Origin of the sequence: Micromonospora deserti (assembly GCF_003236335.1) — a bacterium.
In the GTDB taxonomy this organism is placed as follows: Bacteria; Actinomycetota; Actinomycetes; order Mycobacteriales; family Micromonosporaceae; genus Micromonospora; species Micromonospora deserti.
Window position 1 is genome coordinate 1 of the sequence record NZ_POUB01000064.1, and the last position, 24,681, is coordinate 24,681.

Annotated in this window: 22 protein-coding genes; 20 read left to right on the forward strand and 2 right to left on the reverse strand. The window is 71.6% G+C overall.

Annotated features, from left to right (window positions below; genetic code table 11):
• The 19 genes from C1I99_RS12050 to C1I99_RS12140 form a co-directional block, all read left to right on the forward strand.
• Positions 1-223, forward strand: a 223-nt coding sequence (locus C1I99_RS12050; RefSeq protein ID WP_146603944.1) for an LPXTG cell wall anchor domain-containing protein, incomplete at its 5' end; no start/stop codon positions are given.
• A 181-nt stretch (positions 224-404) separates the two neighbouring features.
• The gene (locus C1I99_RS12055; protein WP_111134307.1) at positions 405-1,115 is read left to right on the forward strand and encodes a demethylmenaquinone methyltransferase; all 711 of its coding nucleotides are present in this window, start codon (positions 405-407) and stop codon (positions 1,113-1,115) included.
• A gap of 92 nt (positions 1,116-1,207) precedes the next feature.
• The gene (locus C1I99_RS12060) at positions 1,208-1,438 is read left to right on the forward strand and encodes a hypothetical protein (protein ID WP_111134308.1); all 231 of its coding nucleotides are present in this window, start codon (positions 1,208-1,210) and stop codon (positions 1,436-1,438) included.
• Positions 1,439-1,572: 134 nt separating this feature from the next.
• Positions 1,573-2,850, forward strand: coding sequence for a geranylgeranyl reductase family protein (locus tag C1I99_RS12065; protein WP_111134309.1), 1,278 nt, complete (start codon positions 1,573-1,575; stop codon positions 2,848-2,850).
• Positions 2,851-2,961: 111 nt separating this feature from the next.
• On the forward strand, positions 2,962-3,327 hold the full coding sequence (locus tag C1I99_RS12070) for an NADH-quinone oxidoreductase subunit A (protein ID WP_111134310.1): 366 nt from the start codon (positions 2,962-2,964) through the stop codon (positions 3,325-3,327).
• A gap of 14 nt (positions 3,328-3,341) precedes the next feature.
• On the forward strand, positions 3,342-4,013 hold the full coding sequence (locus C1I99_RS12075; protein WP_111134311.1) for a NuoB/complex I 20 kDa subunit family protein: 672 nt from the start codon (positions 3,342-3,344) through the stop codon (positions 4,011-4,013).
• The gene (locus C1I99_RS12080; RefSeq protein ID WP_111134312.1) at positions 4,010-4,735 is read left to right on the forward strand and encodes an NADH-quinone oxidoreductase subunit C; all 726 of its coding nucleotides are present in this window, start codon (positions 4,010-4,012) and stop codon (positions 4,733-4,735) included. Before C1I99_RS12075 ends, C1I99_RS12080 begins: the two co-directional genes overlap by 4 nt.
• Positions 4,732-6,057: an NADH-quinone oxidoreductase subunit D gene (locus C1I99_RS12085; protein ID WP_111134313.1), complete on the forward strand. Its 1,326-nt coding sequence runs from the start codon at positions 4,732-4,734 to the stop codon at positions 6,055-6,057. The genes C1I99_RS12080 and C1I99_RS12085 overlap by 4 nt, the downstream gene beginning before the upstream one ends.
• Before the next feature lie 109 nt (positions 6,058-6,166).
• A complete protein-coding gene (gene nuoE / locus C1I99_RS12090) occupies positions 6,167-7,111 on the forward strand; it encodes an NADH-quinone oxidoreductase subunit NuoE (protein WP_111134314.1) in 945 nt (314 codons plus the stop codon).
• A complete protein-coding gene (nuoF, locus tag C1I99_RS12095; protein ID WP_111134315.1) occupies positions 7,108-8,424 on the forward strand; it encodes an NADH-quinone oxidoreductase subunit NuoF in 1,317 nt (438 codons plus the stop codon). The genes nuoE and nuoF overlap by 4 nt, the downstream gene beginning before the upstream one ends.
• A 58-nt stretch (positions 8,425-8,482) precedes the next feature.
• Entirely contained in the window at positions 8,483-10,957 is a 2,475-nt protein-coding gene (locus C1I99_RS12100) for an NADH-quinone oxidoreductase subunit G (protein ID WP_111134316.1), read from the forward strand.
• Positions 10,954-12,306: an NADH-quinone oxidoreductase subunit NuoH gene (gene nuoH / locus C1I99_RS12105; protein WP_111134317.1), complete on the forward strand. Its 1,353-nt coding sequence runs from the start codon at positions 10,954-10,956 to the stop codon at positions 12,304-12,306. Before C1I99_RS12100 ends, nuoH begins: the two co-directional genes overlap by 4 nt.
• A gap of 1 nt (position 12,307) precedes the next feature.
• Positions 12,308-12,949, forward strand: a complete 642-nt coding sequence (nuoI, locus tag C1I99_RS12110; protein ID WP_111134318.1) for an NADH-quinone oxidoreductase subunit NuoI — start codon at positions 12,308-12,310, stop codon at positions 12,947-12,949.
• Positions 12,946-13,716 carry an NADH-quinone oxidoreductase subunit J gene (locus C1I99_RS12115; RefSeq protein ID WP_111134319.1) on the forward strand — a complete coding sequence of 257 codons (771 nt, stop codon included), beginning with the start codon at positions 12,946-12,948 and terminating at the stop codon, positions 13,714-13,716. Before nuoI ends, C1I99_RS12115 begins: the two co-directional genes overlap by 4 nt.
• Positions 13,713-14,012, forward strand: coding sequence for an NADH-quinone oxidoreductase subunit NuoK (gene nuoK / locus C1I99_RS12120; protein WP_073834091.1), 300 nt, complete (start codon positions 13,713-13,715; stop codon positions 14,010-14,012). Before C1I99_RS12115 ends, nuoK begins: the two co-directional genes overlap by 4 nt.
• 14 nt (positions 14,013-14,026) lie before the next feature.
• Complete coding sequence (gene nuoL, locus C1I99_RS12125) at positions 14,027-15,982, forward strand: NADH-quinone oxidoreductase subunit L (RefSeq protein WP_111134326.1); 1,956 nt, start codon at positions 14,027-14,029, stop codon at positions 15,980-15,982.
• A 64-nt stretch (positions 15,983-16,046) separates the two neighbouring features.
• The gene (locus tag C1I99_RS12130) at positions 16,047-17,663 is read left to right on the forward strand and encodes an NADH-quinone oxidoreductase subunit M (RefSeq protein WP_111134320.1); all 1,617 of its coding nucleotides are present in this window, start codon (positions 16,047-16,049) and stop codon (positions 17,661-17,663) included.
• A gap of 55 nt (positions 17,664-17,718) precedes the next feature.
• Positions 17,719-19,272, forward strand: coding sequence for an NADH-quinone oxidoreductase subunit NuoN (nuoN, locus tag C1I99_RS12135; protein WP_111134321.1), 1,554 nt, complete (start codon positions 17,719-17,721; stop codon positions 19,270-19,272).
• Between the two features lie 113 nt (positions 19,273-19,385).
• Positions 19,386-20,471 (forward strand): polyprenyl synthetase family protein, encoded by a 1,086-nt coding sequence (locus C1I99_RS12140; RefSeq protein ID WP_111134322.1) that lies wholly within the window; start codon positions 19,386-19,388, stop codon positions 20,469-20,471.
• A 97-nt stretch (positions 20,472-20,568) separates the two neighbouring features.
• Here C1I99_RS12140 and C1I99_RS12145 read toward each other — a convergent pair whose 3' ends face one another.
• On the reverse strand, positions 20,569-21,747 hold the full coding sequence (locus C1I99_RS12145) for an MFS transporter (RefSeq protein ID WP_111134323.1): 1,179 nt from the start codon (positions 21,745-21,747) through the stop codon (positions 20,569-20,571).
• Between the two features lie 154 nt (positions 21,748-21,901).
• Here C1I99_RS12145 and C1I99_RS12150 point away from each other — a divergent pair, with 154 nt between their 5' ends.
• Positions 21,902-22,684, forward strand: a complete 783-nt coding sequence (locus C1I99_RS12150) for an IclR family transcriptional regulator (protein ID WP_111134324.1) — start codon at positions 21,902-21,904, stop codon at positions 22,682-22,684.
• Positions 22,685-22,825: 141 nt separating this feature from the next.
• On the opposite strand, the gene C1I99_RS12155 is transcribed toward C1I99_RS12150, so the two are convergent.
• Positions 22,826-24,681, reverse strand: a 1,856-nt coding sequence (locus C1I99_RS12155) for a PhoX family protein (protein ID WP_111134325.1), incomplete at its 5' end; no start/stop codon positions are given.

Genomic DNA, 24,681 nt, shown 5'->3' on the forward strand with positions numbered 1-24,681 from the left:
CACCCCGACCCCGACCGGGGACCCGACGGTGACCCCGACCCCGGGCACCACGCCGACCCCGGGTGGCGGCGGCGGTGGCGGGCTGCCGGTGACCGGCGTGCAGGCCGGCCTGATCGGCGGGATCGGCGCGGCCGTCCTGCTGGCCGGCGGCGCGCTGCTGCTGCTGGCCCGGCGGCGGAAGGTGGTCCTGGTGACCCCGGGCGACGAGAAGTCGACCGACTGACCTGACCGGCGTGGAAGGGCGGGGCGGGGTGATCCGTCCCGCCCTTCGGCGTGACGGCGGCCGTGCCGTCGCGCACGACGACCCGGGGATGCCCCCGGCCGCCGGGGTGGCCGGGGCGGGCAGCACCGGCCCGGGCTGACCCAGCGGCCGCCGGTCGGGGGCCGGCTGGCAGAGTGGAGGGGTGAGCCGTACCCCCCAAGGCCAGCGCGCCAGCCTGGACAAGCAGCCGCACGAGGTCGCCGCGATGTTCGACGGCGTGGCGGCTCGTTACGACCTGACCAACACCGTTCTCTCCTTCGGGCAGGACCGGTTCTGGCGTCGGGCCACCCGGGCGGCGCTCGGCCTGCGACCGGGCGAGCGGGTGCTGGACGTGGGCGCGGGCACCGGCGTGTCGACCGAGGAGCTGGCCCACTCCGGGGCGTACGCGGTGGGCGCCGACCTGTCCCTCGGCATGCTGTACGCCGGCAGGCGCACCCGTCCCGGGGTGCCGCTGCTGGCCGGGGACGCGCTGCGGCTGCCCTTCGCCGACGCCAGCTTCGACGCGGTGACCATCTCCTTCGCGTTGCGCAACGTCAGCGACACCGACGCGGCGCTGCGGGAGCTGGCCCGGGTCACCCGGCCCGGCGGGCGGCTGGTGGTCTGTGAGTTCAGCACCCCGGTCAACCCGGCCTTCCGCACGGTCTACCTGTCGTACCTGATGCGGTCGCTGCCGGCGGCGGCGCGGGCCGTCTCCAGCAACCCCGACGCCTACGTCTACCTGGCCGAGTCGATCCGGGCCTGGCCCGACCAGCCGGCCCTGGGGGCGCGGATCGGCGCGGCCGGCTGGAGCCGGGTGGCCTGGCGGAACCTGACCGGCGGGATCGTCGCGCTGCACCGCGCCGTTCGCGACTGAGCGCCGGAACAGCGGCGGACGGGGGTGTACCCCCTCGGCCGTCTTTCGTGAATATCCGTTTTCGGTCTACTTTGCCCCGTAAGCTCGCCCCCATGACCGGACCAGAGCAGGCGAACCGCGCGGCGGCCACCGACGACGACGCCGCGGAGCTCATCGCGCAGCTCAAGGAGCTGGCCGGCGCGGACCCCGCCGACGTCCGGCAGGTGGTGGCCGAGGTGCTCGCCGCGCTCGACCGCGCGGCCGGCGGCGCGCTGCGCGAACACCTGCCGGAGGCGATCCGGCTCGACGCCGGTCTGGACACCGCCGCCCCGGCCCACCACTGACCCCCGACCGGACGCCGACCGGCGGGTTTCCGGCAAGTTAGGTACCCCTCACCGGGCGCCGGTATGACGCCGGTCATAGACTCCTGACCGTCTGGCTTGTGAAGCATTTCACGAGCATGCGGGAGGAGGCGCGGATGACCGCGGTGGAGAACGACGCCGACGTGATCGTCGTGGGCGCCGGTCCCGGTGGGTCGGCGACCGCGTACCACCTGGCTCGGCACGGCGTACGGGTGCTGCTGCTGGAGAAGACCGAGTTCCCCCGGGAGAAGGTCTGCGGCGACGGGCTGACCCCGCGTGCGGTGCGGCAGCTGGTCCGGATGGGTGTCGACACCTCCGAAGAGGCGGGCTGGCTGCACAACCGGGGGCTGCGGGTGATCGGCGGCGGTGTCCGGCTGGAGCTGGACTGGCCCGACCTGGCGAGCTTCCCCAACTACGGCCTGGTGCGCACCCGGCTGGACTTCGACGATCTGCTCGCCCAGCGGGCCGTGGCCGCCGGCGCCAAGCTGTGCACCAGCGTGAACGTCACCGGCCCGGTGCTCGACCCGGACGGCCGGGCGATCGGCGTCGAGGCCGAGGTCGGCCCGGAGAAGGCCCCCGCCACCTTCCACGCCCCGCTGGTCGTCGCCGCCGACGGCGTCTCGGGCAGGTTCCCGCTCGCCCTCGGGCTGGCCAAGCGGGAGGACCGGCCGATCGGGGTGGCCGTCCGGCGCTACTACCGCTGCCCCGCCAAGCACGACGACAACTACCTGGAGTCCTGGCTGGAGCTGCGCAGCAAGGACAGCGGCGACAACCTGCTGCCCGGCTACGGCTGGATCTTCGGCCTCGGCGACGGCCGGGTGAACGTGGGCCTCGGGGTGCTCAACTCCTCGTCCGCGTTCGGTAAGACCAACTACCGCCGGCTGCTCACCGACTGGCTGGCCAACACCCCGGCCGAGTGGGGCATGACCGACGAGACGAACGCCGAGGGGCCGATCCTCGGCGCGGCGCTGCCGATGGGCTTCAACCGGGTGCCGCACTACACCCGGGGCGTGATGCTGGTCGGCGACTCCGGCGGCATGGTCAATCCGTTCAACGGCGAGGGCATCGCGTACGCGATGGAGTCCGGCGAGCTGGCCGCGGAGATCGCGGTGCAGGCCCTGGCGCGGCCGGGCGGCGCCGAGCGGGAGCGGGCGCTGGCGGCGTACCCGACCGAGCTGAAGGCCCGCTTCGGTGGCTACTACCGGCTCGGCGGGATCTTCGTGAAGCTGATCGGCCGCCCCGAGATCATGCGGATCGCCACCCGCCACGGCATGCCGCACCCGATGCTGATGCGCTTCGTGCTCAAGCTCCTGGCCAACCTGACCGACCCGCGCGGCGGGGACGCGATGGACCGGGTCATCAACGCGATGACGAAGGTCGCGCCCGCCGTGTGAGCGGCGGGCCGGGACAGAGATCGGCCCCCCGGCGGCGGTCGCCGGGAGGGACGTGAATAGTGTGATTTTCGCCAAGCACCGAGGGCAGGGAAGGACGAGCAGGAGAAAACGATGTCGCTCTCGCCTTACGCACCGATCATCGGGCTGTTCGCCCTCGCCGCGGGGTTCGCGCTGTTCTCCGTGGCGGCCGCCCGCTTCGCCGGCCCCCGCCGTTACAACAAGGCCAAACTCGAGGCTTACGAGTGCGGCATCGAGCCCAGCCCGCAGCCGGTCGGCGGCGGCCGGTTCCCGATCAAGTTCTACCTGACGGCGATGCTCTTCATCGTCTTCGACATCGAGATCATCTTCCTCTACCCGTGGGCGGTCTCGTTCGACGCCCTGCCGATCTTCGGCTTCGTGGAGATGGTCCTGTTCATCGTCGCGGTCTTCGTCGCCTACGCCTACGTCTGGCGGCGCGGCGGCCTGGACTGGGACTGAGGGAGGAACCTCAGATGGGTATCGAGGAGAAGCTTCCCGCCGGTGTCCTGCTCACCTCGGTGGAGAAGCTGGTCAACTGGTCACGGAAGTCGTCGGTCTGGGGGGCCACCTTCGGCCTGGCCTGCTGCGCCATCGAGATGATGGCCGCCGGCGGCCCGCACTACGACATGGGCCGCTGGGGCATGGAGGTCTTCCGGGCCTCGCCCCGGCAGGCCGACCTGATGATCGTGGCCGGCCGGGTGAGCCAGAAGATGGCCCCGGTGCTGCGCCAGATCTACGACCAGATGGCGGAGCCCCGGTGGGTGCTGTCGATGGGCGTCTGCGCCAGCAGCGGTGGCATGTTCAACAACTACGCGATCGTCCAGGGCGTCGACCACGTCGTCCCGGTCGACATGTACCTGCCCGGCTGCCCGCCGCGTCCGGAGATGCTCATCGACGCGATCCTCAAGCTGCGCGAGAAGATCATGCACGAGCCGCTCGGCGCGAACGGCCGCAAGATGCTCGAGGCGCGCGAGGCCCGCGGTGACGTGCCGGTCGTCCCGTACGGCTCGATGCCCTCGTCGTACCGCAGCGACAAGGCCCGGCGGGCCGAGTGGACCCAGGCGGTCCGCGAGGGACGCGAGGAGCAACTGCGGATCGAGAACTGGATGAAGGCCCAGAACCACGTGCACGGGGGCGTGAAATGACCGCACCTAACGACGGGGGCGTACCGGTCCCGGTGACCCCGGCCGGCGCCAGCAGCACCGCCCCGGCCGAGTACCCGCCGGCCAGCCCGGCCGGCCGTGGCATGTTCGGCAACCAGGGCACCGGCGACGTCTCCGGCTTCGGCGGCCTGGTCCGCCCGCGCCGCACGATCGAGGACTCGCCCCGCCCGTACGGCGGCTACTTCGACGAGGTCGCCGACGCGCTGGAGGAGGCGTACCCGGCGTTCGGCGACGCGATCGAGAAGGTCGTGGTCGACCGTGGCGAGCTGACCCTGCACGTCCGCCCGGAGCGGATCGCCGAGGTCTGCCAGGTGATGCGCGACGATCTCGCCCTCCGCTTCGAACTCTGCTCCTCGGTGTCCGGGGTGGACTACCTGGGTGCCGACGCCCGCCGGCTGCACGTCGTCTACCAGCTCACCTCGATGACCTATCGCCGCCGGGTCCGGCTGGAGGCCGCGGTCTCCGTCGAGGACCCGCACCTGCCCAGCGTCACCACGGTCTACCCGACGGCCGACTGGCAGGAGCGCGAGGCGTACGACATGTTCGGGATCGTCTTCGACGGCCACCCCAACCTGACCCGGATCCTGATGCCGGACGACTGGGAGGGGCACCCGCAGCGCAAGGACTACCCGCTCGGCGGCGTGCCGGTCGAGTACAAGGGCGCCGAAATTCCACCGCCGGACCGGAGGAGGTCCTACCAGTGACCACTTCGAACTACGCCACCGAGCGCGAGACGACCGAGGGCAAGGTCTTCACCGTCACCGGTGGGGACTGGGACACGATCGTCTCGGGCACCGACCCGATCAACGACGAGCGGATCGTGGTCAACATGGGTCCGCAGCACCCGTCCACGCACGGCGTGCTGCGGCTGATCCTTGAGCTGGAGGGCGAGACGGTCCGCGAGGCCCGCTCGGTCGTCGGGTACCTGCACACCGGTATCGAGAAGAACCTCGAGTACCGCAACTGGGTCCAGGGCAGCACCTTCGTGACCCGGATGGACTACCTCGCCCCGCTGTTCAACGAGACGGCGTACGCGCTGGCGGTGGAGAAGCTGCTCGGCATCAGCGACGACATCACCGAGCGGGCCAACACCATCCGGGTGCTCATGATGGAGCTCAACCGGATCTCCTCGCACCTGGTCTGGCTGGCCACCACCGGCATGGAGCTGGGGGCCATCTCGATCATGCTGTACGGCTTCCGGGAGCGGGAGCACATCCTCGAGATCTTCGAGATGATCACCGGTCTGCGGATGAACCACGCGTACGTCCGACCGGGCGGCGTCGCCCAGGACGTGCCGGACGAGGCGATCGTCAAGATCCGCGAGTTCCTCAAGCTCATGCCGAAGAAGCTCAAGGAGTACGAGGACCTGCTCTCCGGCCAGCCGATCTGGGTGGAGCGGACGAAGAACGTCGCGGTGCTCGACGTGACCGGCTGCGTCGCGCTCGGCGTCACCGGCCCGGTGCTGCGCTCCGCCGGCCTCGCCTGGGACCTGCGCAAGACCATGCCGTACTGCGGCTACGAGACGTACGAGTTCGACGTGCCGACGCACACCGACGGCGACGTGTGGGGCCGCTACCAGGTCCGGCTCGCCGAGATCCGGGAGTCGCTCAAGCTCGTCGAGCAGGCGTTGGACCGGCTCAGGCCGGGCCCGGTGATGGTCGCCGACAGGAAGATCGCCTGGCCGGCGCAGCTGGCCATCGGCATCGACGGGATGGGCAACTCGCTGGAGCACGTCGCGAAGATCATGGGTCAGTCGATGGAGTCGCTGATCCACCATTTCAAGCTCGTCACCGAGGGTTTCCGGGTGCCGCCGGGCCAGGTCTACGTCGGCATCGAGGCGCCCCGCGGCGAGCTGGGCGTGCACGCGGTGTCCGACGGTGGCACCCGGCCGTACCGGGTGCACTACCGGGAGCCGAGCTTCGTCAACCTTCAGGCCCTCCCGGCGATGGCCGAGGGCGGCCTGATCGCCGACGTCATCGCCGGCGGCGCCTCGCTGGACCCCGTGATGGGGGGTTGTGACCGGTGAGCGCGAGGAGTGAGCTGGCGAGCTCCAGCCGCCCGGGCGAGGAGCGGGTGGAGCGAGCCCCGCAGCCGTGGGCAGAGGACCGCGCAGTCGCGAACGGAAGGCGACGCTGATGACTGTGTTCACCGAAGAGACCCGGGCCCGGGCTCGGGAGATCATCGCCCGCTACCCGGCCGACCGGTCCCGCTCGGCGCTGCTCCCGCTGCTGCACCTGGTGCAGGCCGAGGAGGGCTACGTCTCTCCGGCCGGGGTGGAGTTCTGCGCCGAGGTGCTCGGGCTGAACAAGGCCCAGGTCGGCGCCGTGGCCACCTTCTACACCATGTACAAGCGCCGGCCGACCGGTGACTACCTGGTCAGCGTCTGCACCAACACGATGTGCAACGTGCTCGGCGGCCAGGAGGTCTACGACACCCTCGCCGAGCACCTCGGCGTCGGGCACGACGAGACCAGCGCCGACGGCAGGATCACCCTGGAGCACGCCGAGTGCCTGGCGGCCTGCGACTACGGCCCGGTGATGACGGTCAACTACGACTTCTTCGACGGGGTGGACCCGCAGACCGCGGTCGGTGTGGTCGACGAGCTGCGCGCCGGTGGCCGGCCGATGCCGACCCGGGGCGCCCGGCTCTGCACGCTGAAGGAGATGTCGGTGCAGCTCGCCGGGTTCGCCGACGAGCGCGAGGGCGCGGTGGCCGACGGCGGGCCGGGAGAGCCGACGCTGCGCGGGCTACGGCTGGCGCAGCAGCACGGCATCTCGGTGCCGGGCTTCGACCCCAACACGCCGATCAAGCGCCGGGACGCGGGGGAGAAGCCGGCTCCGGCGACCCCGGCCACGGCCGCCCCGGGCGTGAAGACGCCGGTCGACGGCGCGCCGCCGGCGCCCCGGGACGCCAAGGCAGCCGAGGCGGCGGGTGTGGCGGCCAACGCCCCGGCCGGCGACGGCAAGCCCGCCGGCGACGACGCCGGTGCCCAGGAGCGCTCCCTCAAGGAGGCGTCGGCGAGCGCGAGGAGTGAGCTTGCGAGCCCCGCAGTCGCGAGCGAAAGGGGAGCAGAGCAGTGACCACCCCCCGACCCGAGACCCTGGCCAAGCTCACGCCGGTGCTGACCAAGCGCTGGCTGTCGCCGGACGCCTGGCGGATCGGCACGTACGAGAAGCTCGACGGATACGCGGCGCTGCGCAAGGCGCTCCGGGCCCACCCGGACGACCTGATCCAGCTGATCAAGGACTCCGGCCTGCGCGGTCGCGGCGGCGCCGGCTTCCCGACCGGCCTGAAGTGGGGATTCATCCCGCAGGGCGACGGCAAGCCGCACTACCTCGTGGTCAACGCCGACGAGGGCGAGCCGGGCACCTGCAAGGACCTGCCGCTGATGACGCACGACCCGCACTCGCTGGTCGAGGGCGTCATCATCGCCTCGTACGCGATCCGGGCCAACCGGGCCTACATCTACATCCGGGGCGAGGCGGTGCATGCCGCCCGCCGGCTGCGCAACGCGGTGCAGGAGGCGTACGCCAGGGGCTACCTCGGCAAGAACGTCCTCGGCTCCGGCTTCGACCTCGACCTGGTGGTGCACTCCGGAGCCGGGGCGTACATCTGCGGTGAGGAGACCGCGCTGCTGGACTCGTTGGAGGGCTTCCGGGGCCAGCCGAGGCTCCGCCCGCCGTTCCCGGCGACCCACGGCCTGTACGCCAGCCCGACGGTGGTCAACAACGTCGGCACCATCGCCAGCGTGCCGTACATCGTGCTGGGCGGGGCGGACTGGTGGAAGAGCATGGGTACGGAGAAGTCCTCCGGCCCGATGATCTATTCGCTCTCCGGCCGGGTCGCCAACCCCGGCCAGTACGAGTGCTCGATGGGTGTCACCCTGCGCGAGCTGCTGGAGCTGGCCGGCGGGATGCAGCCCGGGCACACCCTGAAGTTCTGGACCCCGGGCGGCTCGTCGACGCCGCTGCTCACCGCCGAGCACCTGGACGTGCCGCTGGACTTCGAGTCGGTGGCGGCGGCCGGTTCGATCCTCGGCACCACGGCCACCCAGATCTTCTCCGACCAGGACTGCCCGGTGTACGCGACCTACCGGTGGCTGGAGTTCTACCACCACGAGTCGTGCGGCAAGTGCACCCCGTGCCGGGAGGGCAACTACTGGATGGTGCGGGTCTACCGGCGCATCCTGGCCGGCCAGGGCACCCACGAGGACCTGGACACCCTGCTCGACACCTGCGACAACATCCTCGGCCGCTCGTTCTGCGGTCTGGGTGACGGCGCGACCAGCTCGGTGACCTCGTCGCTGACGTACTTCAAGCAGGACTACCTCGACTACATCGAGGGTCGTACCGCGCCGAAGCTGTCGGACAAGCAGCTGGTGGGAGCTCACTGATGCGAGCGCGAGGAGTGAGCGTTGCGAGCCCCGCAGTCGCGAGCGAAAGGCAAGCACTGTGACCGACGTAGCCAAGCAGACCGACACCGTCACGCTCACCATCGACGGCGTGGAGGTCACCGCCCCTAAGGGTGCGCTGCTGATCCGGGTCGCCGAGCAGCTGGGCACGGAGATCCCCCGGTTCTGCGACCACCCGCTGCTGGCCCCGGCCGGCGCGTGCCGGCAGTGCCTGGTCGAGGTGGAGGGGCAGCGCAAGCCCGTCGCCTCCTGCACCCAGACCGTCGCCGACGGCATGGTGGTCCGCACCCAGCTCACCTCCCCGGTCGCCAAGAAGGCGCAGGAGGGGGTCATGGAGCTGCTGCTGCTCAACCACCCGCTCGACTGCCCGATGTGTGACAAGGGCGGCGAGTGCCCGCTGCAGAACCAGGCGATGTCCACCGGCCGCACGGACAGCCGCTTCCACGAGCACAAGCGGGAGTACCCCAAGCCGCTGCCGATCAGCACTCAGGTGCTGCTCGACCGGGAGCGCTGCGTGCTCTGCCAGCGCTGCACCCGGTTCTCGGAGGAGATCGCCGGCGACAAGTTCATCGACCTGATGAACCGGTCGTCGGCCGAGGAGATCAACATCTACCGGGACGACGCGTACGGCGCGGAGAGCGGGGACGACAGCGGCGACGTGCCGTTCAACTCGTACTTCTCCGGCAACACCGTGCAGATCTGTCCGGTGGGCGCGCTGACCGGCACCCAGTACCGGTTCCGGGCCCGCCCGTTCGACCTGGTCTCCAGCCCGAGCGTGTGCGAGCACTGCTCGGCCGGCTGCGCGCAGCGCACCGACTGGCGGCGCGGCAAGGTGCTGCGCCGGCTGGCCGGCGACGACCCGGCGGTGAACGAGGAGTGGAACTGCGACAAGGGGCGGTGGGGCTTCCAGTACACCCGCGCGGCCGACCGGCTAACCACCCCGCTGGTCCGTGACGCGGGCAGCGGTGAGCTGCGCGAAGCCTCGTGGAGCGAGGCGCTGACCGTCGCCGCCGAGGGGCTACGCGCCGCCCGGGACGCCGGCCAGGGCAGCGCGGTGCTGACCGGTGGCCGGCTGACCGTCGAGGACGCCTACGCGTACGCGAAGTTCGCCCGGGTCGCGCTGAACACCAACGACATTGACTTCCGGGCCCGGCCGGCCTCGCGCGAGGAGGCCGAGTTCCTGGCCAGCTCGGTCGCCGGGGTCACCGACGTCAGCTACGCCGACGTGGAGAACGCGCCGGCCGTGGTGCTGGTCGGCCTGGAGCCGGAGGAGGAGTGCCCGATCCTCTTCCTGCGGCTGCGCAAGGCGTACCTGAAGAAGAAGCTGACGGTGTACGCGATCGCGCCGTTCGCCACCCGCGGCCTGGAGAAGCTCGGCGCGAAGCTGGCCCGGGTGGTGCCGGGCGAGGAGGCGAGCGTGCTCGCCGAGCACGCGACGGTCGCCGAGGCGCTCAGCGCCGAGGGCGCGATCCTGTTCGTCGGCGAACGGCTCGCCGAGGTGCCGGGTGGCCTGTCCGCCGCGGCGGACATCGCCCGGCGTACCGGCGCGAAGCTGGCCTGGGTGCCGCGGCGCGCGGGTGACCGGGGCGCGGTCGACGCGGGCTGCCTGCCCAACCTGCTCCCCGGCGGGCGCCTGGTCACCGAGCCGGCCGCCCGGGCCGAACTCGGCGAGGCGTGGGACATTCCGGCCGGGGTGATCCCGAGCCAGGCCGGCCGGGACATCGACGGCATCCTCGCCGCGGCCGCCGCCGGTCAGCTCGGCGCCCTGGTGGTGGCCGGGGTCGACCCGGCCGACCTGGCCGACCCGCGGCTGGCCGAGACGGCCCTGGACACGGTGCCGTTCCTGGTCAGCCTGGAGCTGCGCAACAGTGCGGTGGCCCGGCGGGCGGACGTGGTCTTCCCGGTCGCGCCGGTCGACGAGAAGCCCGGCAGCTTCCTGAACTGGGAGGGCCGGCTGCGCACCTTCGAGGCGGTACTGCACACCGCCGCGATGACCGACGGCCGGGTGCTGGATGCGCTCGCCGCGCAGCTCGACGTGCGGCTCGGCACCGGCGACGTGCTCAGCGTCCGCCGGGAACTGGGTGCCCTGCCCCGGACCCGCACCGACCGGCTCCCCGCCCCGTCGGTGGCGCCGGCCCCGGTTCCGCAGCCGGGCGCCGGCGAGGCGGTGCTGGCCACCTGGCATCAGCTGATCGACCTGGGCAGCCTCACCGACGGCGACGAGCACCTCGCCGGCACCGCCCGCCCACCGGTGGTCCGGCTGGGCAAGGGCACCGCGGAGGCGCTCGGCGTCGCCGACGGCGACCCGGTGACGGTGGGCACCGACCGGGGGGCGCTGACCCTGCCGGCGGCGATCACCGAGATGCCGGACGGCGTCGTCTGGCTGCCGACCAACTCACCCGGCGCGACCGTCCGGCGCAGCCTCGGCGCGACCTCCGGCGCGGTCGTCCGGGTCGCCGCCGACGCGGCCGGCCGCCCGGGCCCGCTCCTCAACGCAGGAGGTGTATCCCAGTGAACGCGGTCTACCTGGCGCAGGACCCGACGCTGGCCGACTTCGGCCGGGATCCGTGGTGGCTGGTCCTCGGCAAGATCGTCTTCGCCTTCGCCCTGGGTCTGGTCGCCACGTTGCTCGGCGTCTGGTTCGAGCGGCGCGTGGTGGGCTACATGCAGGTACGGCCCGGCCCGAACCAGGTCGGCCCGTTCGGTCTGCTGCAGACCCTCGCCGACGGCCTGAAGATGGCCTTCAAGGAGGACATCCTCCCGCGGGCCGCGGACAAGGTGGTCTACTTCTTCGCGCCGGTCATCTCGGTGGTCTGCGCGGTCACCGCCCTGTCGGTGATCCCGTTCGGCCCGATGGTGAGCATCTTCGGCCACCGGACCCCGTTGCAGGTCACCGACGTGCCGGTCGCGGTGCTGGTGCTGCTGGCCTGTTCCTCGCTGGCCGTCTACGGCATCGTCCTCGGCGGCTGGGCCTCCGGCTCGACGTACCCGCTGCTCGGCGGTCTCCGCTCCAGCGCCCAGATGATCTCGTACGAGGTCGCGATGGGGCTGAGCATCGTGGCGGTGTTCATGACCGCCGGCACGATGTCCACCAGCGGGATCGTCGCCGCCCAGGGGGACGCCACCCGGCTGAGCGTGTTCGGCACCGAGATCCCGGCCCCCGGCTGGTACGCGATCCTGCTGCTGCCGAGCTTCGTCATCTTCTTCATCGCCACCGTCGGCGAGACCAACCGCGCGCCGTTCGACCTGCCCGAGGCGGAGTCGGAGCTGGTCGCGGGCTTCATGACCGAGTACAGCTCGCTGAAGTTCGCGCTCTTCATGCTCAGCGAGTACGTGGCGATGGTGACCATGTCGGCGGTTACCGTGACGCTCTTCCTCGGCGGCTGGCGGGCGCCGTGGCCGATCACCCTCTGGGAGGGCGCCAACTCCGGCTGGTGGCCGATGCTCTGGTTCTTCGGCAAGGTCATCATGCTCGTCTTCGTCTTCGTCTGGCTGCGCGGGACGCTGCCCCGGCTGCGTTACGACCAGTTCATGCGCTTCGGCTGGAAGGTGCTGCTCCCGATCAACCTGGTCTGGATCCTGGTCCTGGCCGGCCTGCGGTCGATCGAGGACTGGGACCGCTCCAGCAAGCTGATCGCGGTGGGCATCCCCGCCGGCATCCTGCTGCTCGCCACGCTGTTCTGGCCGGCCCGCCGGCCGCAGCCGAAGCCGACGCTCCAGGAACAGGTCAACAACCGGCCGCCGGGCAGCTTCCCGCTGCCCCCGATGGACCTGCAGGTACCACCGAGCCCGCGCATCAGGCGCGTGGTCGCCGAGCGGGAGCCGGCCAACATCGCCGCCGGCCCGGACTCCAGGGAGGTGTGACGTGGGCGCGATCACCGGAACGTTCAAGGGCTTCGGGGTCACCTTCTCGCACATGTTCAGGAAGGTCGTCACCACCGACTACCCGTTCAAGCCGCCGGTCTCGGCGCCGCGCTACCACGGCCGGCACATCCTCAACCGGCACCCGGACGGGCTGGAGAAGTGCATCGGGTGCGAGCTGTGCGCCTGGGCCTGCCCGGCGGACGCGATCTACGTCGAGGGTGGCGACAACACCGACGAGCAGCGGTTCTCGCCGGGTGAGCGGTACGCCAGCGTCTACCAGATCAACTACGCCCGCTGCATCTTCTGCGGCCTGTGCATCGAGGCATGCCCGACCCGTTCGCTCACCATGAGCAACGAGTACGAGCTGGCCCGGGACAACCGCCAGGACCTGATCTTCACGAAGGAGCAGCTGCTCGCGCCGCTGCTGCCGGGCATGGAGCAGCCGCCGCACCCGATGCGGCTCGGTGACAGCGAGAAGGACTACTACGTCGGCGCGCTGACCAACCCGGGCACCTCGGCCGGTGCTGAGCACTCCCCGATGGGCCCGGGCCGGTACCGGGTGGAGGAGCACCCCGGGGTGACCTTCCCCGGCGCCGAGCAGCACGCGCAGCGGGCCACGGCCGAAAGCGGGGAGGGATCATGACCACGCAGACCGTGCTCGCCGCGGCGGGTGAGGTCTCCGGTGGTGAGCAGGTCACCTTCTGGATCCTCGCCCCGCTGGCGCTGATCGGCGCGATCGGGATGATCGCGGCCCGCAACGCGGTGCACTCGGCGCTCTGGCTGGTGCTGACGATGCTCTGCCTGGGCGTGTTCTACGTGCTCCAGGCGGGGCCGTTCATCGGCATGGTGCAGATCATCGTCTACACCGGCGCGATCATGATGCTCTTCCTGTTCGTGCTGATGCTGGTTGGCCGGGACGCCTCGGACTCGCTGATCGAGACACTGCGCGGCCAGCGGGCCGCCGCGGTGGTGCTCGGGCTCGGCTTCGCCGGCCTGGTCGGCGGCGGCCTCTGGCGTGCGCTGAAGGGCAGCACGGCGGTCGGCCTGGAGCAGGCCAACGCCGAGGGGAACGTGCAGGGCATCGCCCGGCTGCTCTTCACCAAGTACGTCTTCGCCTTCGAGCTCACCTCGGCGCTGCTCATCACCGCCGCGGTCGGCGCGATGGTGCTGGCGCACATCGAGCGGCGCAGGGAGGACAAGGCGGACCAGGTGGCCACGATGAAGGCCCGCTTCCGCCCTGGCACCTACCCCGGCCCGAAGCCCGGCCCGGGCGTGTTCGCCACCTCCTCCTCGGTGGCCACCCCGGCCCGGCTGCCGGACGGCCGGCTCACCGAGCGGAGCACCCCGGACATCCTGCCGGTGCGCGAGCTCTCGGCGCAGGAGACCTCGCTGAAGGGGACCGACAAATGACCCCCGACTACTACCTGATCCTGGCCGCGGTGCTCTTCACCATCGGCGCGGTCGGGGTGCTGATCCGGCGCAACGCGATCGTGCTGTTCATGTGCGTCGAGCTGATGCTCAACGCGGCCAATCTGACGCTGGTCACCTTCAGCCGGATCAACGGTGACCTCAACGGCCAGATCATGGCGTTCTTCGTGATGGTGGTGGCGGCGGCCGAGGTCGTGGTCGGGCTCGCGATCATCATGTCCATCTTCCGGACGAGGCGCTCGGCGAGCGTCGACGACGCCAACCTGCTCAAGTACTAGAGGGGCCTGCGGTGGTGGAGATTCTTGCGAACGCCCCGGCCGAGCCGGCGGGCACCGTCACGTACGCGGCGGCCGCGGGGCTGCTGGGCAGCGTCTGGCTGCTGGTGGCGATCCCGCTGGTCAGCGCGGCGGTCCTGCTGCTGCTCGGCCGGCGGGCCGACCGCTGGGGGCACTGGCTCGGAGTGGGCGCCGTCGGCGCCGCGTTCGTGCTCGGACTGACCTACTTCTTCCAGCTGCGCGACCTGGAGAACAAGTCGGTCGAGCTGAGCCTCTGGGACTTCATCGCGGTCGGTGACCTGCGGGTGGACTTCGGTCTGCTCTTCGACCCGCTGGCCGCGGTCTTCGTGCTGCTGATCACCGGGGTGGGCTTCCTGATCCACCTGTACGCGGTGGAGTACATGGCGCACGACGCGGGGCGCCGGCGGTTCTTCGGGTACTTCAACCTGTTCGTCGCCGCGATGCTCCTGCTGGTGCTCGGCAACAACTACGTGATGCTCTACTTCGGCTGGGAGGGCGTCGGCCTGGCGTCGTACCTGCTGATCTCCTTCTGGTACGAGCGGCCGAGCGCCGCCACGGCCGGCAAGAAGGCGTTCCTGATGAACCGGGTCGGCGACGCTGGCCTGGCGATCGGCATCTTCATCATGTTCGCCACCCTCGGCACCACCCAGTACGACGAGGTCTTCACCGGGGTCGGCTCGCTGACCGCGAGCACCGTGCTGGTGCTGGGCCTGCTGCTGCTGCTCGGCGCGACCGGCAAGTCCGGCCAGTTCCCGCTCCAGGCGTGGCTGCCGGACGCGATGGAGGGCCCGACCCCGGTGTCGGCGCTCATCCACGCGGCCACCATGGTCACCGCGGGCGTCTACCTGATCGCCCGGTCAAATCCGATCTTCTCGGCCAACTCCACCCTGCAACTGGTGGTGGTGAGCGTCGGCGCGCTGACCCTGCTGATCGGTTGCGTCATCGGCGCGGCGAAGGACGACATCAAGCGGGTGCTGGCCTGGTCGACGGTGAGCCAGATCGGCTACATGTTCCTCGGTGTCGGCCTCGGCGGCGGCGCCTACGCGCTGGCCATCATCCACCTGCTGGCGCACGGCTTCTTCAAGGCCAACATGTTCCTCGGCGCCGGCTCGGTCATGCACGGCATGAACGACCAGGTGGACATCCGCCGCTTCGGCGGGCTGTCGAAGCACATGAAGATCACCTGGCTCACCTTCGCCACGGGCTGGCTGGCCATCATCGGCATCCCGCCGCTGTCCGGCTACTTCTCGAAGGAGCCGATCATCGCGGCGGCGTTCGAGCGGGAGGACTGGACGGCCTGGCTCTTCGGCGGGGCCGCGCTGCTCGGCGCCGGGCTCACCGCGTTCTACATGACCCGGCTGTTCGTGCTCACCTTCCACGGCCCGGCCCGCTGGACCGAGGACATCGCGCACCCGCACGAGTCGCCGAAGCTGATGACCATCCCGCTGATCCTGCTGGCGGCTGGTTCGGTGCTGGCCGGTGGCCTGATGGCCTGGAACGACGGCGTCGCCTCGTGGCTGACCCCGGTGCTCGGCGAGCAGAGCGGCGAAGCACACGGGGTGCTGTCGCACAGCATGATCACGGTGCTGTCGATCCTGGTCACCGTGGTCGGCGCCGGACTGGCCTGGTTCCTGTTCCGGGCCGGCACCGCCACCGCGCCGCAGCCGGCCGGGGTGCTGGTCACCGCCGCCCGGCGCAACCTCTACACCGACGCGTTCAACGAGGCGGTGTTCGAGAAGCCGGGCATCTTCCTCACCCGGGCCCTGGTCTACCTCGACAACCGCGGGGTCGACGGGCTGGTCAACGGCCTCGCCGCGGGTGTCGGCGGTGGCTCCGGCCGGCTCCGGCGGCTGCAGACCGGCTTCGTCCGGTCGTACGCCACCTCGATCCTGACCGGCGCGCTGCTGGTGGTGGCGGCGTTCCTGGCCGTCGAGGCGGGGTGGCTCGCGTGATCGACCTCTTCCAGGCGGCCGTCGCCGGCGGTCCGCGCAGTGACCACGGAGGTAAGGCCGCATAATGTCCGACTTCCCGTTCCTCTCGGTGCTCACCGTGGCACCGCTGGTCGGCGCCCTGGTGGTGGTGCTCCTGCCGCGGACGCGGCCGGAGCTGGCCAAGCAGGTGGCGTTCGGCTGGTCGCTGCTGGTGCTGGCGCTCTCGGTCGTCATGTGGGTCACCTGGCAGACCGGCGGTGACCGCTTCCAGTTCCGCGAGTCCTACCCGTGGATCCCGAACTGGGGCGTCAACTTCACCTTCGCCGCCGACGGCATCGCGTTGGTGATGCTGATGCTGATCGCGGTGCTGGTGCCGCTGGTGATCCTGGCCTCCTGGCACGACGCGGACAAGCCTTCCGGGGCGCCCACCGCCACCGACCGCCAACCCGGCGCCAACCGGCAGGAAGGCCCCGCGCGCGCCGGAATTCTCGCTTCGTCGCGGCGGTCGGTGCCGGTCTACTTCGCGCTGCTGCTCGTCCTCGAGTGCACGATGATCGGCGTCTTCGCCGCCGCCGACGTCTTCCTGTTCTACGTGTTCTTCGAGGTCATGCTGGTGCCGATGTACTTCCTGATCGGCAGCTACGGCGGCCACCAGCGGCAGTACGCGGCGGTGAAGTTCTTCCTCTACTCGCTCGTCGGCGGTCTGTTCATGCTCGCCGCGGTGATCGGCCTCTGGGTGGTCGGTGGGAAGACCTTCGACTGGCAGGCACTCAGCCAGGTGGACATCTCCACCGGCACCGAGCGGTGGCTGTTCCTCGGCTTCTTCCTCGCCTTCGCGATCAAGGCGCCGTTCTTCCCGTTCCACACCTGGCTGCCGGACGCCGGCGGCGCGGCCCCGGCCGGGGCGGCGGCGCTGCTGGTCGGCGTGCTGGACAAGGTCGGCACGTTCGGCATCCTGCGCTACTGCCTGCCGCTGTTCCCGGACGCGGCGAAGCAGTTCGCCCCGTGGGCGCTGGCACTGGGCGTGATCGGCATCGTCTACGCCGCGCTGCTGGCGGTCGGTCAGAACGACCTGAAGCGGCTGGTGTCGTACACCTCGATCGCGCACTTCGGCTTCATCGGGGTGGGCATCTTCGCCTTCACCACCCAGGCCGGCACCGGCGCGGTGCTCTACATGGTCAACCACGGGCTCGCCACCGGCCTGCTCTTCCTGGTGGTCGGCATGCTGATCGCCCGCCGCGGCTCGGCGCTGATCAGCGACTTCGGCGGGGCGGGGAAGCTGGTGCCGGTCCTGGCCGGGGTGCTGTTCTTCGCCGGCCTGGCCTCGCTCGCGCTGCCCGGCACCGCGCCGTTCATCTCCGAGTTCCTGGTGCTGATCGGCACGTTCACGGTGAACAAGCCGGTCGCGGTGATCGCCACCCTCGGCATCATTCTGGCCGCGGCGTACGTGCTGTGGATGGTGCAGCGCACCACCCAGGGGACGCTCAACCCGGCGCTGACCGAGGTCGACGGCATGCGGCGTGACCTCAACCTGCGCGAGAAGGTCGTGGTCGCCCCGCTGATCGTGCTGCTCGTGCTGCTCGGTTTCTACCCGAAGCCGGTCACCGACGTGATCAACCCCGCCGTGCAGGCGACCATGCAGGACATCGACAGGACCGACCCGGCCCCGTCGGTGGGCACCGTCCAGGAGGCATCGCGGTGAGCGCGAGGAGTGAGCTTGCGAGCCCCGCAGTCGCGAACGAAAGGCGGCATCAGCAATGACCGAGCTCAAGTTGCCGTCGATCGACTACGCGGCGCTCGCGCCGACCCTGATCATGCTGGGTGCCGCGCTGCTCGGCGTGCTGGTCGAGGCGTTCGTGACCCGGCGGCACCGGCACCTGACGCAGCTGACGCTGGCCCTGCTGGCGGTGCTCGCCGCGCTGACCATGGTGGTGCTGAACGCCGACGACCGGCTGATCACCATCGGCGGGGCGATCGCGGTGGACGGGCCGGCCCTCTTCCTCCAGGGCGCGATCCTGGTGCTCGCCGCGATCGCGCTGCTGCTCATCGGTGAACGGACGGTGGAGCGGGGCGGGGCGTTCGTCGCCCAGGCCGCGGTCACCGCCGAGTCGGACGACGACCGGCGGCAGGCCGAGGGCAGCAACGGCGCCACCGAGGTGTACCCGCTGACCACGTTCGCGATCGGCGGCATGCTGATCTTCGTGGCGGCGAACGACCTGCTGACCATGTTCATCGCGCTCGAGGTCTTCTCGCTGCCGCTCTACCTGCTCTGCGCGCTGGCCCGCCGCCGGCGGCTGCTGAGCCAGGAGGCGGCGCTGAAGTACTTCATGCTCGGCGCGTACGCCTCGGCCTTCTTCCTCTTCGGGGTGGCCCTGGTGTACGGCTTCACCGCAGGCATGCCGGGCCGCCCGGCGGGGGTCGACTTCGCCACCGTCAACGCCGCGGTCACCGAGTCGCCGGCCAGCCCGGTGCTGCTCTTCGCCGGCATGGCGATGCTCTCCATCGGCCTGCTGTTCAAGGCGGCGGCCGCCCCGTTCCACGTCTGGACGCCGGACGTCTACCAGGGCGCCCCGACGCCGGTCACCGGCTTCATGGCCGCCTGCACCAAGGTCGCCGCGTTCGGCGCCCTGCTGCGGGTGTTCCACGTCGGCTTCGAGGGGGCGCGCTGGGACTTCACCCCGGTCCTCGGGGTGGTGGCGGTGCTGACCATGCTGGTCGGGGCGGTGCTGGCGGTCACCCAGACCGACATCAAGCGGCTGCTGGCGTACTCCTCGATCGCGAACGCCGGCTACCTGCTGGTCGGCGTGCTGGCGCCGAGCGCCGAGGGGATCTCCGGGACGATGTTCTACCTGGTCGCGTACGGCTTCTCGGTGCTCGCCGCGTTCGCCGTGGTGACCCTGGTGCGGGACGCCGACGGGGAGGCCACCCACCTGTCCCGCTGGGCCGGGCTGGGGCGGCACTCGCCGTTCTACGCCGCGGTCTTCACCCTCATCCTGCTCGCCTTCGCCGGCATCCCGCTGACCAGCGGCTTCACCAGCAAGTTCGCGGTCTTCGGCCCGGCGCTGGACGGCGGGCAGGCGTGGCTGGTGATCGCCGGCGTGCTGACCAGCATGGTGCTGGCCTTCCCGTACCTGCGGGTCGTGGTGATGATGTGGCTCTCCGAGCCGGGTGACTCGACCCCGACGGTCACCGTGCCGGGCGGGCTGACCTCGGCCGCGCTGATGATCGGCGTGGCCGCCACCCTGGTGCTCGGGGTGGCCCCGGCACCGCTGCTCAACCTGGCCGCCGGAGCCGCCGAGTTCGTGCGCTGACCCGGGATAGCGGGGCCGCGGGGCCGGCACGCGACGGCGTGCCGGCCCCGTTTGGCCGTGCCGGGGCGCGTCGGCGGCATATCCCCCGTCCGGGCAGGTCGAGCCGGTGTGGCATGGTGGATGGCGTGGTGAATCCGGCTGGCGAGCGTTCAGGTGCCACCGGCTCCGGCGGTCGCCGGAGCAGGATGGGCACGAGTCAGTTCGGCGCGCTCGGCCTGTATCTGGCCGATTCCCGCGTCGAGGCGTCGGTGCTGGGCCTGCTGGAGGCCGTCGAGGGTGAGCTGCGGGCCAGCGTGGCCAGCGCCGACCCGTTCGTCACCGAGGCGGCCCGGCACCTGGTGGAGGCCGGCGGTAAGCGGTTCCGCCCGCTGCTGGTGGCGCTGGGCGCCCAGTTCGGCGATCCGACCCGCGCGCAGGTCGTACCGGCCGCGGTGGTGGTGGAGCTGACCCACCTGGCGACGCTCTACCACGACGACGTGATGGACGAGGCGGCGGTGCGCCGGGGCGCGCAGAGCGCCAACTCCCGGTGGACCAACTCGGTCGCCATCCTGGTCGGCGACTATCTCTTCGCCCGCGCCGCCGACATCGCGGCCGAGCTGGGCCCCGAGGCGGTACGCCTGCAGGCGCGCACCTTCGCCCGGCTGGTGCACGGCCAGATCGCCGAAACCGTCGGCCCCCGGCCGGGGGATGACCCGGTCGCGCACTACCTGGACGTGATCGCCGGGAAGACCGGTTCGCTGATCGCCACCTCGGCCCGGTTCGGCGGCCTGTTCGGCGGTGCCTCGCCGGAGCACGTCGACGCGCTGGCCGGCTACGGCGAGACCATCGGGGTCGCCTTCCAGCTCTCCGACGACCTGCTCGACATCGCCTCCGAGTCGGTGCAGTCGGGCAAGACGCCCGGCACCGACCTGCGCGAGGGCGTACCCACCCTGCCGGTGCTCTACGCGCTCGCCTCGGACGACGCGGACGCCGCCTCGGTGCGGCTGCGGGAGATCCTGGCCACCGGCCCGCTGACCGACGACGCCCGGCACGCCGAGGCGCTCGGCCTGCTCCGGGAGAGCCCGGCCCTGAAGCGGGCGAGGGAGACCGTGCGCAGCTACGCCGAGGACGCGCGCGACCAACTCGCTCCGCTGCCGCGGACCCCGGCCCGGCGCGCCCTCGAATCCCTCTGCGACTACATCGCCGACCGCACCAGCTAACCCCCACCCCCGGATTGCCCGTTGATCATGAGGTTGGCGGCGAAGTCGATCGCCGACACTGCCGCCAACCTCATGATCAACGGGGGTTGGCCGGCGGTCAGGGCTGGGTGAGGAGGCGGCTGCCGAGGAGCATGAGGGCGGCGGCCAGGAGCATCGCCAGGGCGGCGAGCGACCACATCACCGGGTAGCCGGCGTGGGCGGCGAGGGCACCGAGGCCGAGAGGACCGAGGCAGCCGCCCGCGTACACCCCGGTCTGAGTGATCGATGTGGCGGCGGCCGGGGCCTGCGGGTGCAGCCGGACCACCGCGAAGTTCATCAGGCCCGGCCAGGCCCAGCCCAGGCCGAAGCCGAGCACCACACCCACCACCAGCGGCCCCGGCCCGGCCACCGCGAGCAGGCCGAGCCCGCCCGCGCCGACGACCAGCATCCCGGCGATCAGGGCCACGTGCCCGGTGGCGCGGCGGTCGGCCAGCCAGCCGGCGGAGATCCGGGCCGCCACGCAGACCGCGCTGCCGAGGGTCAGCGTCAGCCCGGCCAGCCCGGGTGCCAGCCCCCGGTCGACGGAGGAGTCGACCACGAAGGTGCCCAGCGCGTTCGCGGCGGCCGCGGCGAGGGTCGCGGCCATCCCGACGACCACCAGGGCCCTCCGGGCGCGACCGGCGCGGGCGGCGGCGGTCTTCCGGGCCGGGCGGGGCTCTCGCGCGGCCACCACGGGCAGGGCAGCCAGCGCCGCCCCGGCGGCCACCACGAACGCCCAGCGCCAGCCCGCGGTCAGCGCGACCGTCGGCACCGCCGCCCCGGCCAGCAGGGTGGAGACCGGGATCGCGGCCTGCTTCACCCCGAAGGACAGCCCCTGCCGCCGGGACGGCACGTGCCGGGCCAGCGCGGCGTTGCTGGCGAGCTGGCCGAGGGCGTTGGCGGCGGCGCTGAGGGCCAGCAGCCCGACCAGGACCGCGTACGACCGGGCCAACGTCGCGATGGCGAGCATCGCCCCGGCGGAGAGCAGGATGGCGCCGCGCGCGACCACGGCCGGACCGTACCGCTCGACGAGGCCGCCGGAGGGCACCGAGGCCAGCGCGCTGACCCCGAAGTAGACCGAGACGGCCAGGCCGAGACCGGCCGGGGAGAAGCCAAGGTCGTCGCCCATCTGCACGGCGAGGCCGCCGACCAGGAAGACCGGCAGGACCGAGGCGATGGTGACGGCGATGGCGCCGGCGGCGGCCCGGACGGGCCGGGGCGCGGTGCCGCTGTCGGAACGGAGCGCGACGTGGGTCATGGTGTGGCAAACCTACGTGAGGCACACTCGGGACACGGATCGTGTCCGCCAGGGCACAAGCCGTTGATGACGATCTGGCATCCTCCACCCGAACAGGCATTTCGCACCGGGCCTGTTTTTCATATGGTGTAAGTCCCCGGCGGCGGAGGTGGTTGTGCGCGACCCCTTGGCGGAGCCTTCGGACCTGATCCGGAGCGTGTCCCGCGCGCTACGAGTGCTCGAGTCGGTCGGTCGTGCCCCGAAGGGGCTGACCGTCAAGCAGATCGCCCGGCGGTGCGAGCTGACCGTAGCCACCACGTATCACCTCGTCCGCACCCTGGCCTACGAGGGCTACGTGATCCGCCGCGAGGACGGCACGTACATCGTGGGGCTGGAGGTGGCCGACCGGTACCGCGAGCTGGTGACCGCGTTCCGGGGGCCGCCGGCCGTCGGCGAGAGCCTGCGCCGGGCCGCCGCCGACACCGGCTACAGCCACTACCTGGGCCGCTTCGTCGGCGGCCAGGTGGCGGTTACCGCGGTAGCCGAGGGGCCCCGCTCACCGTACCTGGAGGACCTGGTCCCCGGCTTCGACGAGGGGGCGCACGCGACCGCGCTGGGCAAGGCGCTGCTCGCCACGCTCACCCCCGAGCAGCGCTTCCGCTACCTGCGGGAGTACGGCATGCGCCCGTTCACCAGCGCCACGCTGACCACCGTCGAGGCGCTCGAGGCCGACCTCGCCGCGGGTGACCGGCGCGGCATGCAGCTGGAGCTGGGCCAGTACCGGCAGGGCGTGGCCTGCGCGGCGGTGCTGGTCACCCCGGACAAGGACATCGAGCGCCGGGTGGTGCTGGCCTGCGCCCTGCCGGCCAGCGAAATGATGACCTCCGCCCGGGTGGTCCGGGCGAAGCTGCTCACCGCCGCCCGGGCGATCGCCGACGGCATCGCCGCCGAGAACTGACCAGTGCGGCGCTCCGGGCGCCCGCCGGGCGCCCGCGCCCTGCCGCGCGGCGAGCGGTCGGGGCGACACACGCCGGAGGGCCCTCCCCAGCACGGGAAAGGGCCCTCGACGGGCGGTCCAGCGCCGAACCGCCGGAAAACGTCAGCTGCCGATCGGACCGCCGTCCAGGCGCCAGGCCACCACCACGCCCGGCTTGGCGTAGTCGCCGTCCGGCCAGGTGGAGGCCGGCTTCTCCAGGGACGCCCCGCTGATCTCACCCGGGTGCTGCACGGCCACGAAGACCGAGCGGTTGTCCCCGGTGATGAACGGTCCGCAGGCCTCCGCGCCGACGGGCACGGTCAGGAACTGCTTGAGGTGGCCGCGCTCCGGGCCCTCCACGGCGGTCGCGAAGAGGCCGTCGTTGCTGCCCAGCGCGTTGCCGTCGGTGGAGATCCAGAGGTTGCCGGTGGCGTCGAAGGCGACGTTGTCCGGGCAGGAGATCGGGGAGACCTTGGCCTTGTCGTACCCGGCGAAGTAGGTCGACGGGTCGTTCGGGTCGCCGGCCACGATCGGCAGCGACCAGGTGAAGGTCTCGGCGGAGTTGTCGCCCCGGTCCTCGACCAGCTCCAGCACCTGGCCGTGCTTGTTGGCGGTACGCGGGTTGGCCTCGTCCGCCTTCGGGTTGCTGCCGACACCCCGGTTACTGTTGTTGGTCAGCGCCACGTACACCTTGCCGCTGAGCAGGCTCGGCTCGACGTCCTCCGGACGGTCCATCTTGGTCGCCCCGACCTTGTCACCGGCGATCCGGGTGAAGGTCAGCACGTCCGCGGCGGTCATCCCGTCGACGTACGAGCGGTTGCCGCTGACCAGCTTGATCCAGCGGCCCCGGCCGTTGAACGCCCCGTCGGCGGGGAGCCGGCCCGAACCGTCGATCTCGCCGGCGCTGCTCTGCTCCAGCCGGGCCACGTAGAGGGTGCCGGACTCCAGCAGGGTCAGGTTGTGCTTCCGGGCGACCCAGGAGCCGCCCTTCATGAGCTTCTTCTCGGAGACGAACTTGTACAGGTAGTCGAAGCGCTCGTCGTCACCCATGTACGCGACCACGTGCCCGCTCCTCGCGACGATCACGTTCGCGCCCTCGTGCTTGAACCGGCCCAGCGCGGTGTGCTTGCGCGGGCGGCTCTCCGGGTCGTACGGGTCGATCTCGACGACCCAGCCGTGCCGGTTGACCTCGTTCGGGTGCTTGGCCAGGTCGAACCGCTCGTCCGCGCGTTCCCACTTCCGGCTGCCGCCGGGGTAGCGGGCGGTGGTGCTGATGCCGTACCGCGCCAGCTTCGGCTTGTCCGCCTCCGCGACGGCGTCGCCGCCGACGAAGTACTGGTTGAAGTTCTCCTCGCCGGAGAGCACCGTGCCCCACGGGGTCACCCCGCCGGCGCAGTTGTTCAGCGTGCCGATGACCGTACGGCCCCTGGTGTCGGCGGCGGTCTTCAGCCAGGCCGAGCCGGCGGCCGGGCCGGTCAGCTCGAACTTCGTGGCGAGCGCGGTCACCCGGCGGTTGTACGGCCGGCGGCCCTTGGCGACCGGGCGCCACTGCCCGGTGCCGTCGACCCGCTCCACCTCCACCACGGACATGCCGTGCGCGGCCATGGCGACCCGCAACTGCTCCACCGCCAGAGCCTCCTGACTGGTGAAGCCGGGGAACATCAGGTCCTCGTTGGTGTACTCGTGGTTCACCACGAGCAGTCCCCGCCGGCCGGCCCGGTCCAGCGGCAGCAGCCCGACGAAGTCGTTGTTGTAGCCGAACTGCTTCGACTGCGCGGCGGCGGTCTGGTGGTGCAGGTCGAACTCGGGGGCACCCGGCAGCACCGGGTCGCCCCAGCGGATGACGACGGCGTGGTCGTACCCGTTCGGCACGACCAGGGTGTCGAGGGTGTTCGGCGGGATCGGCTTGAAGGTCAGGGCGCCGCTGCCCACGCCCCGGCCGGGGCGGCCGAAGCCGGTGGCCTCGGGGACGGCGGGGG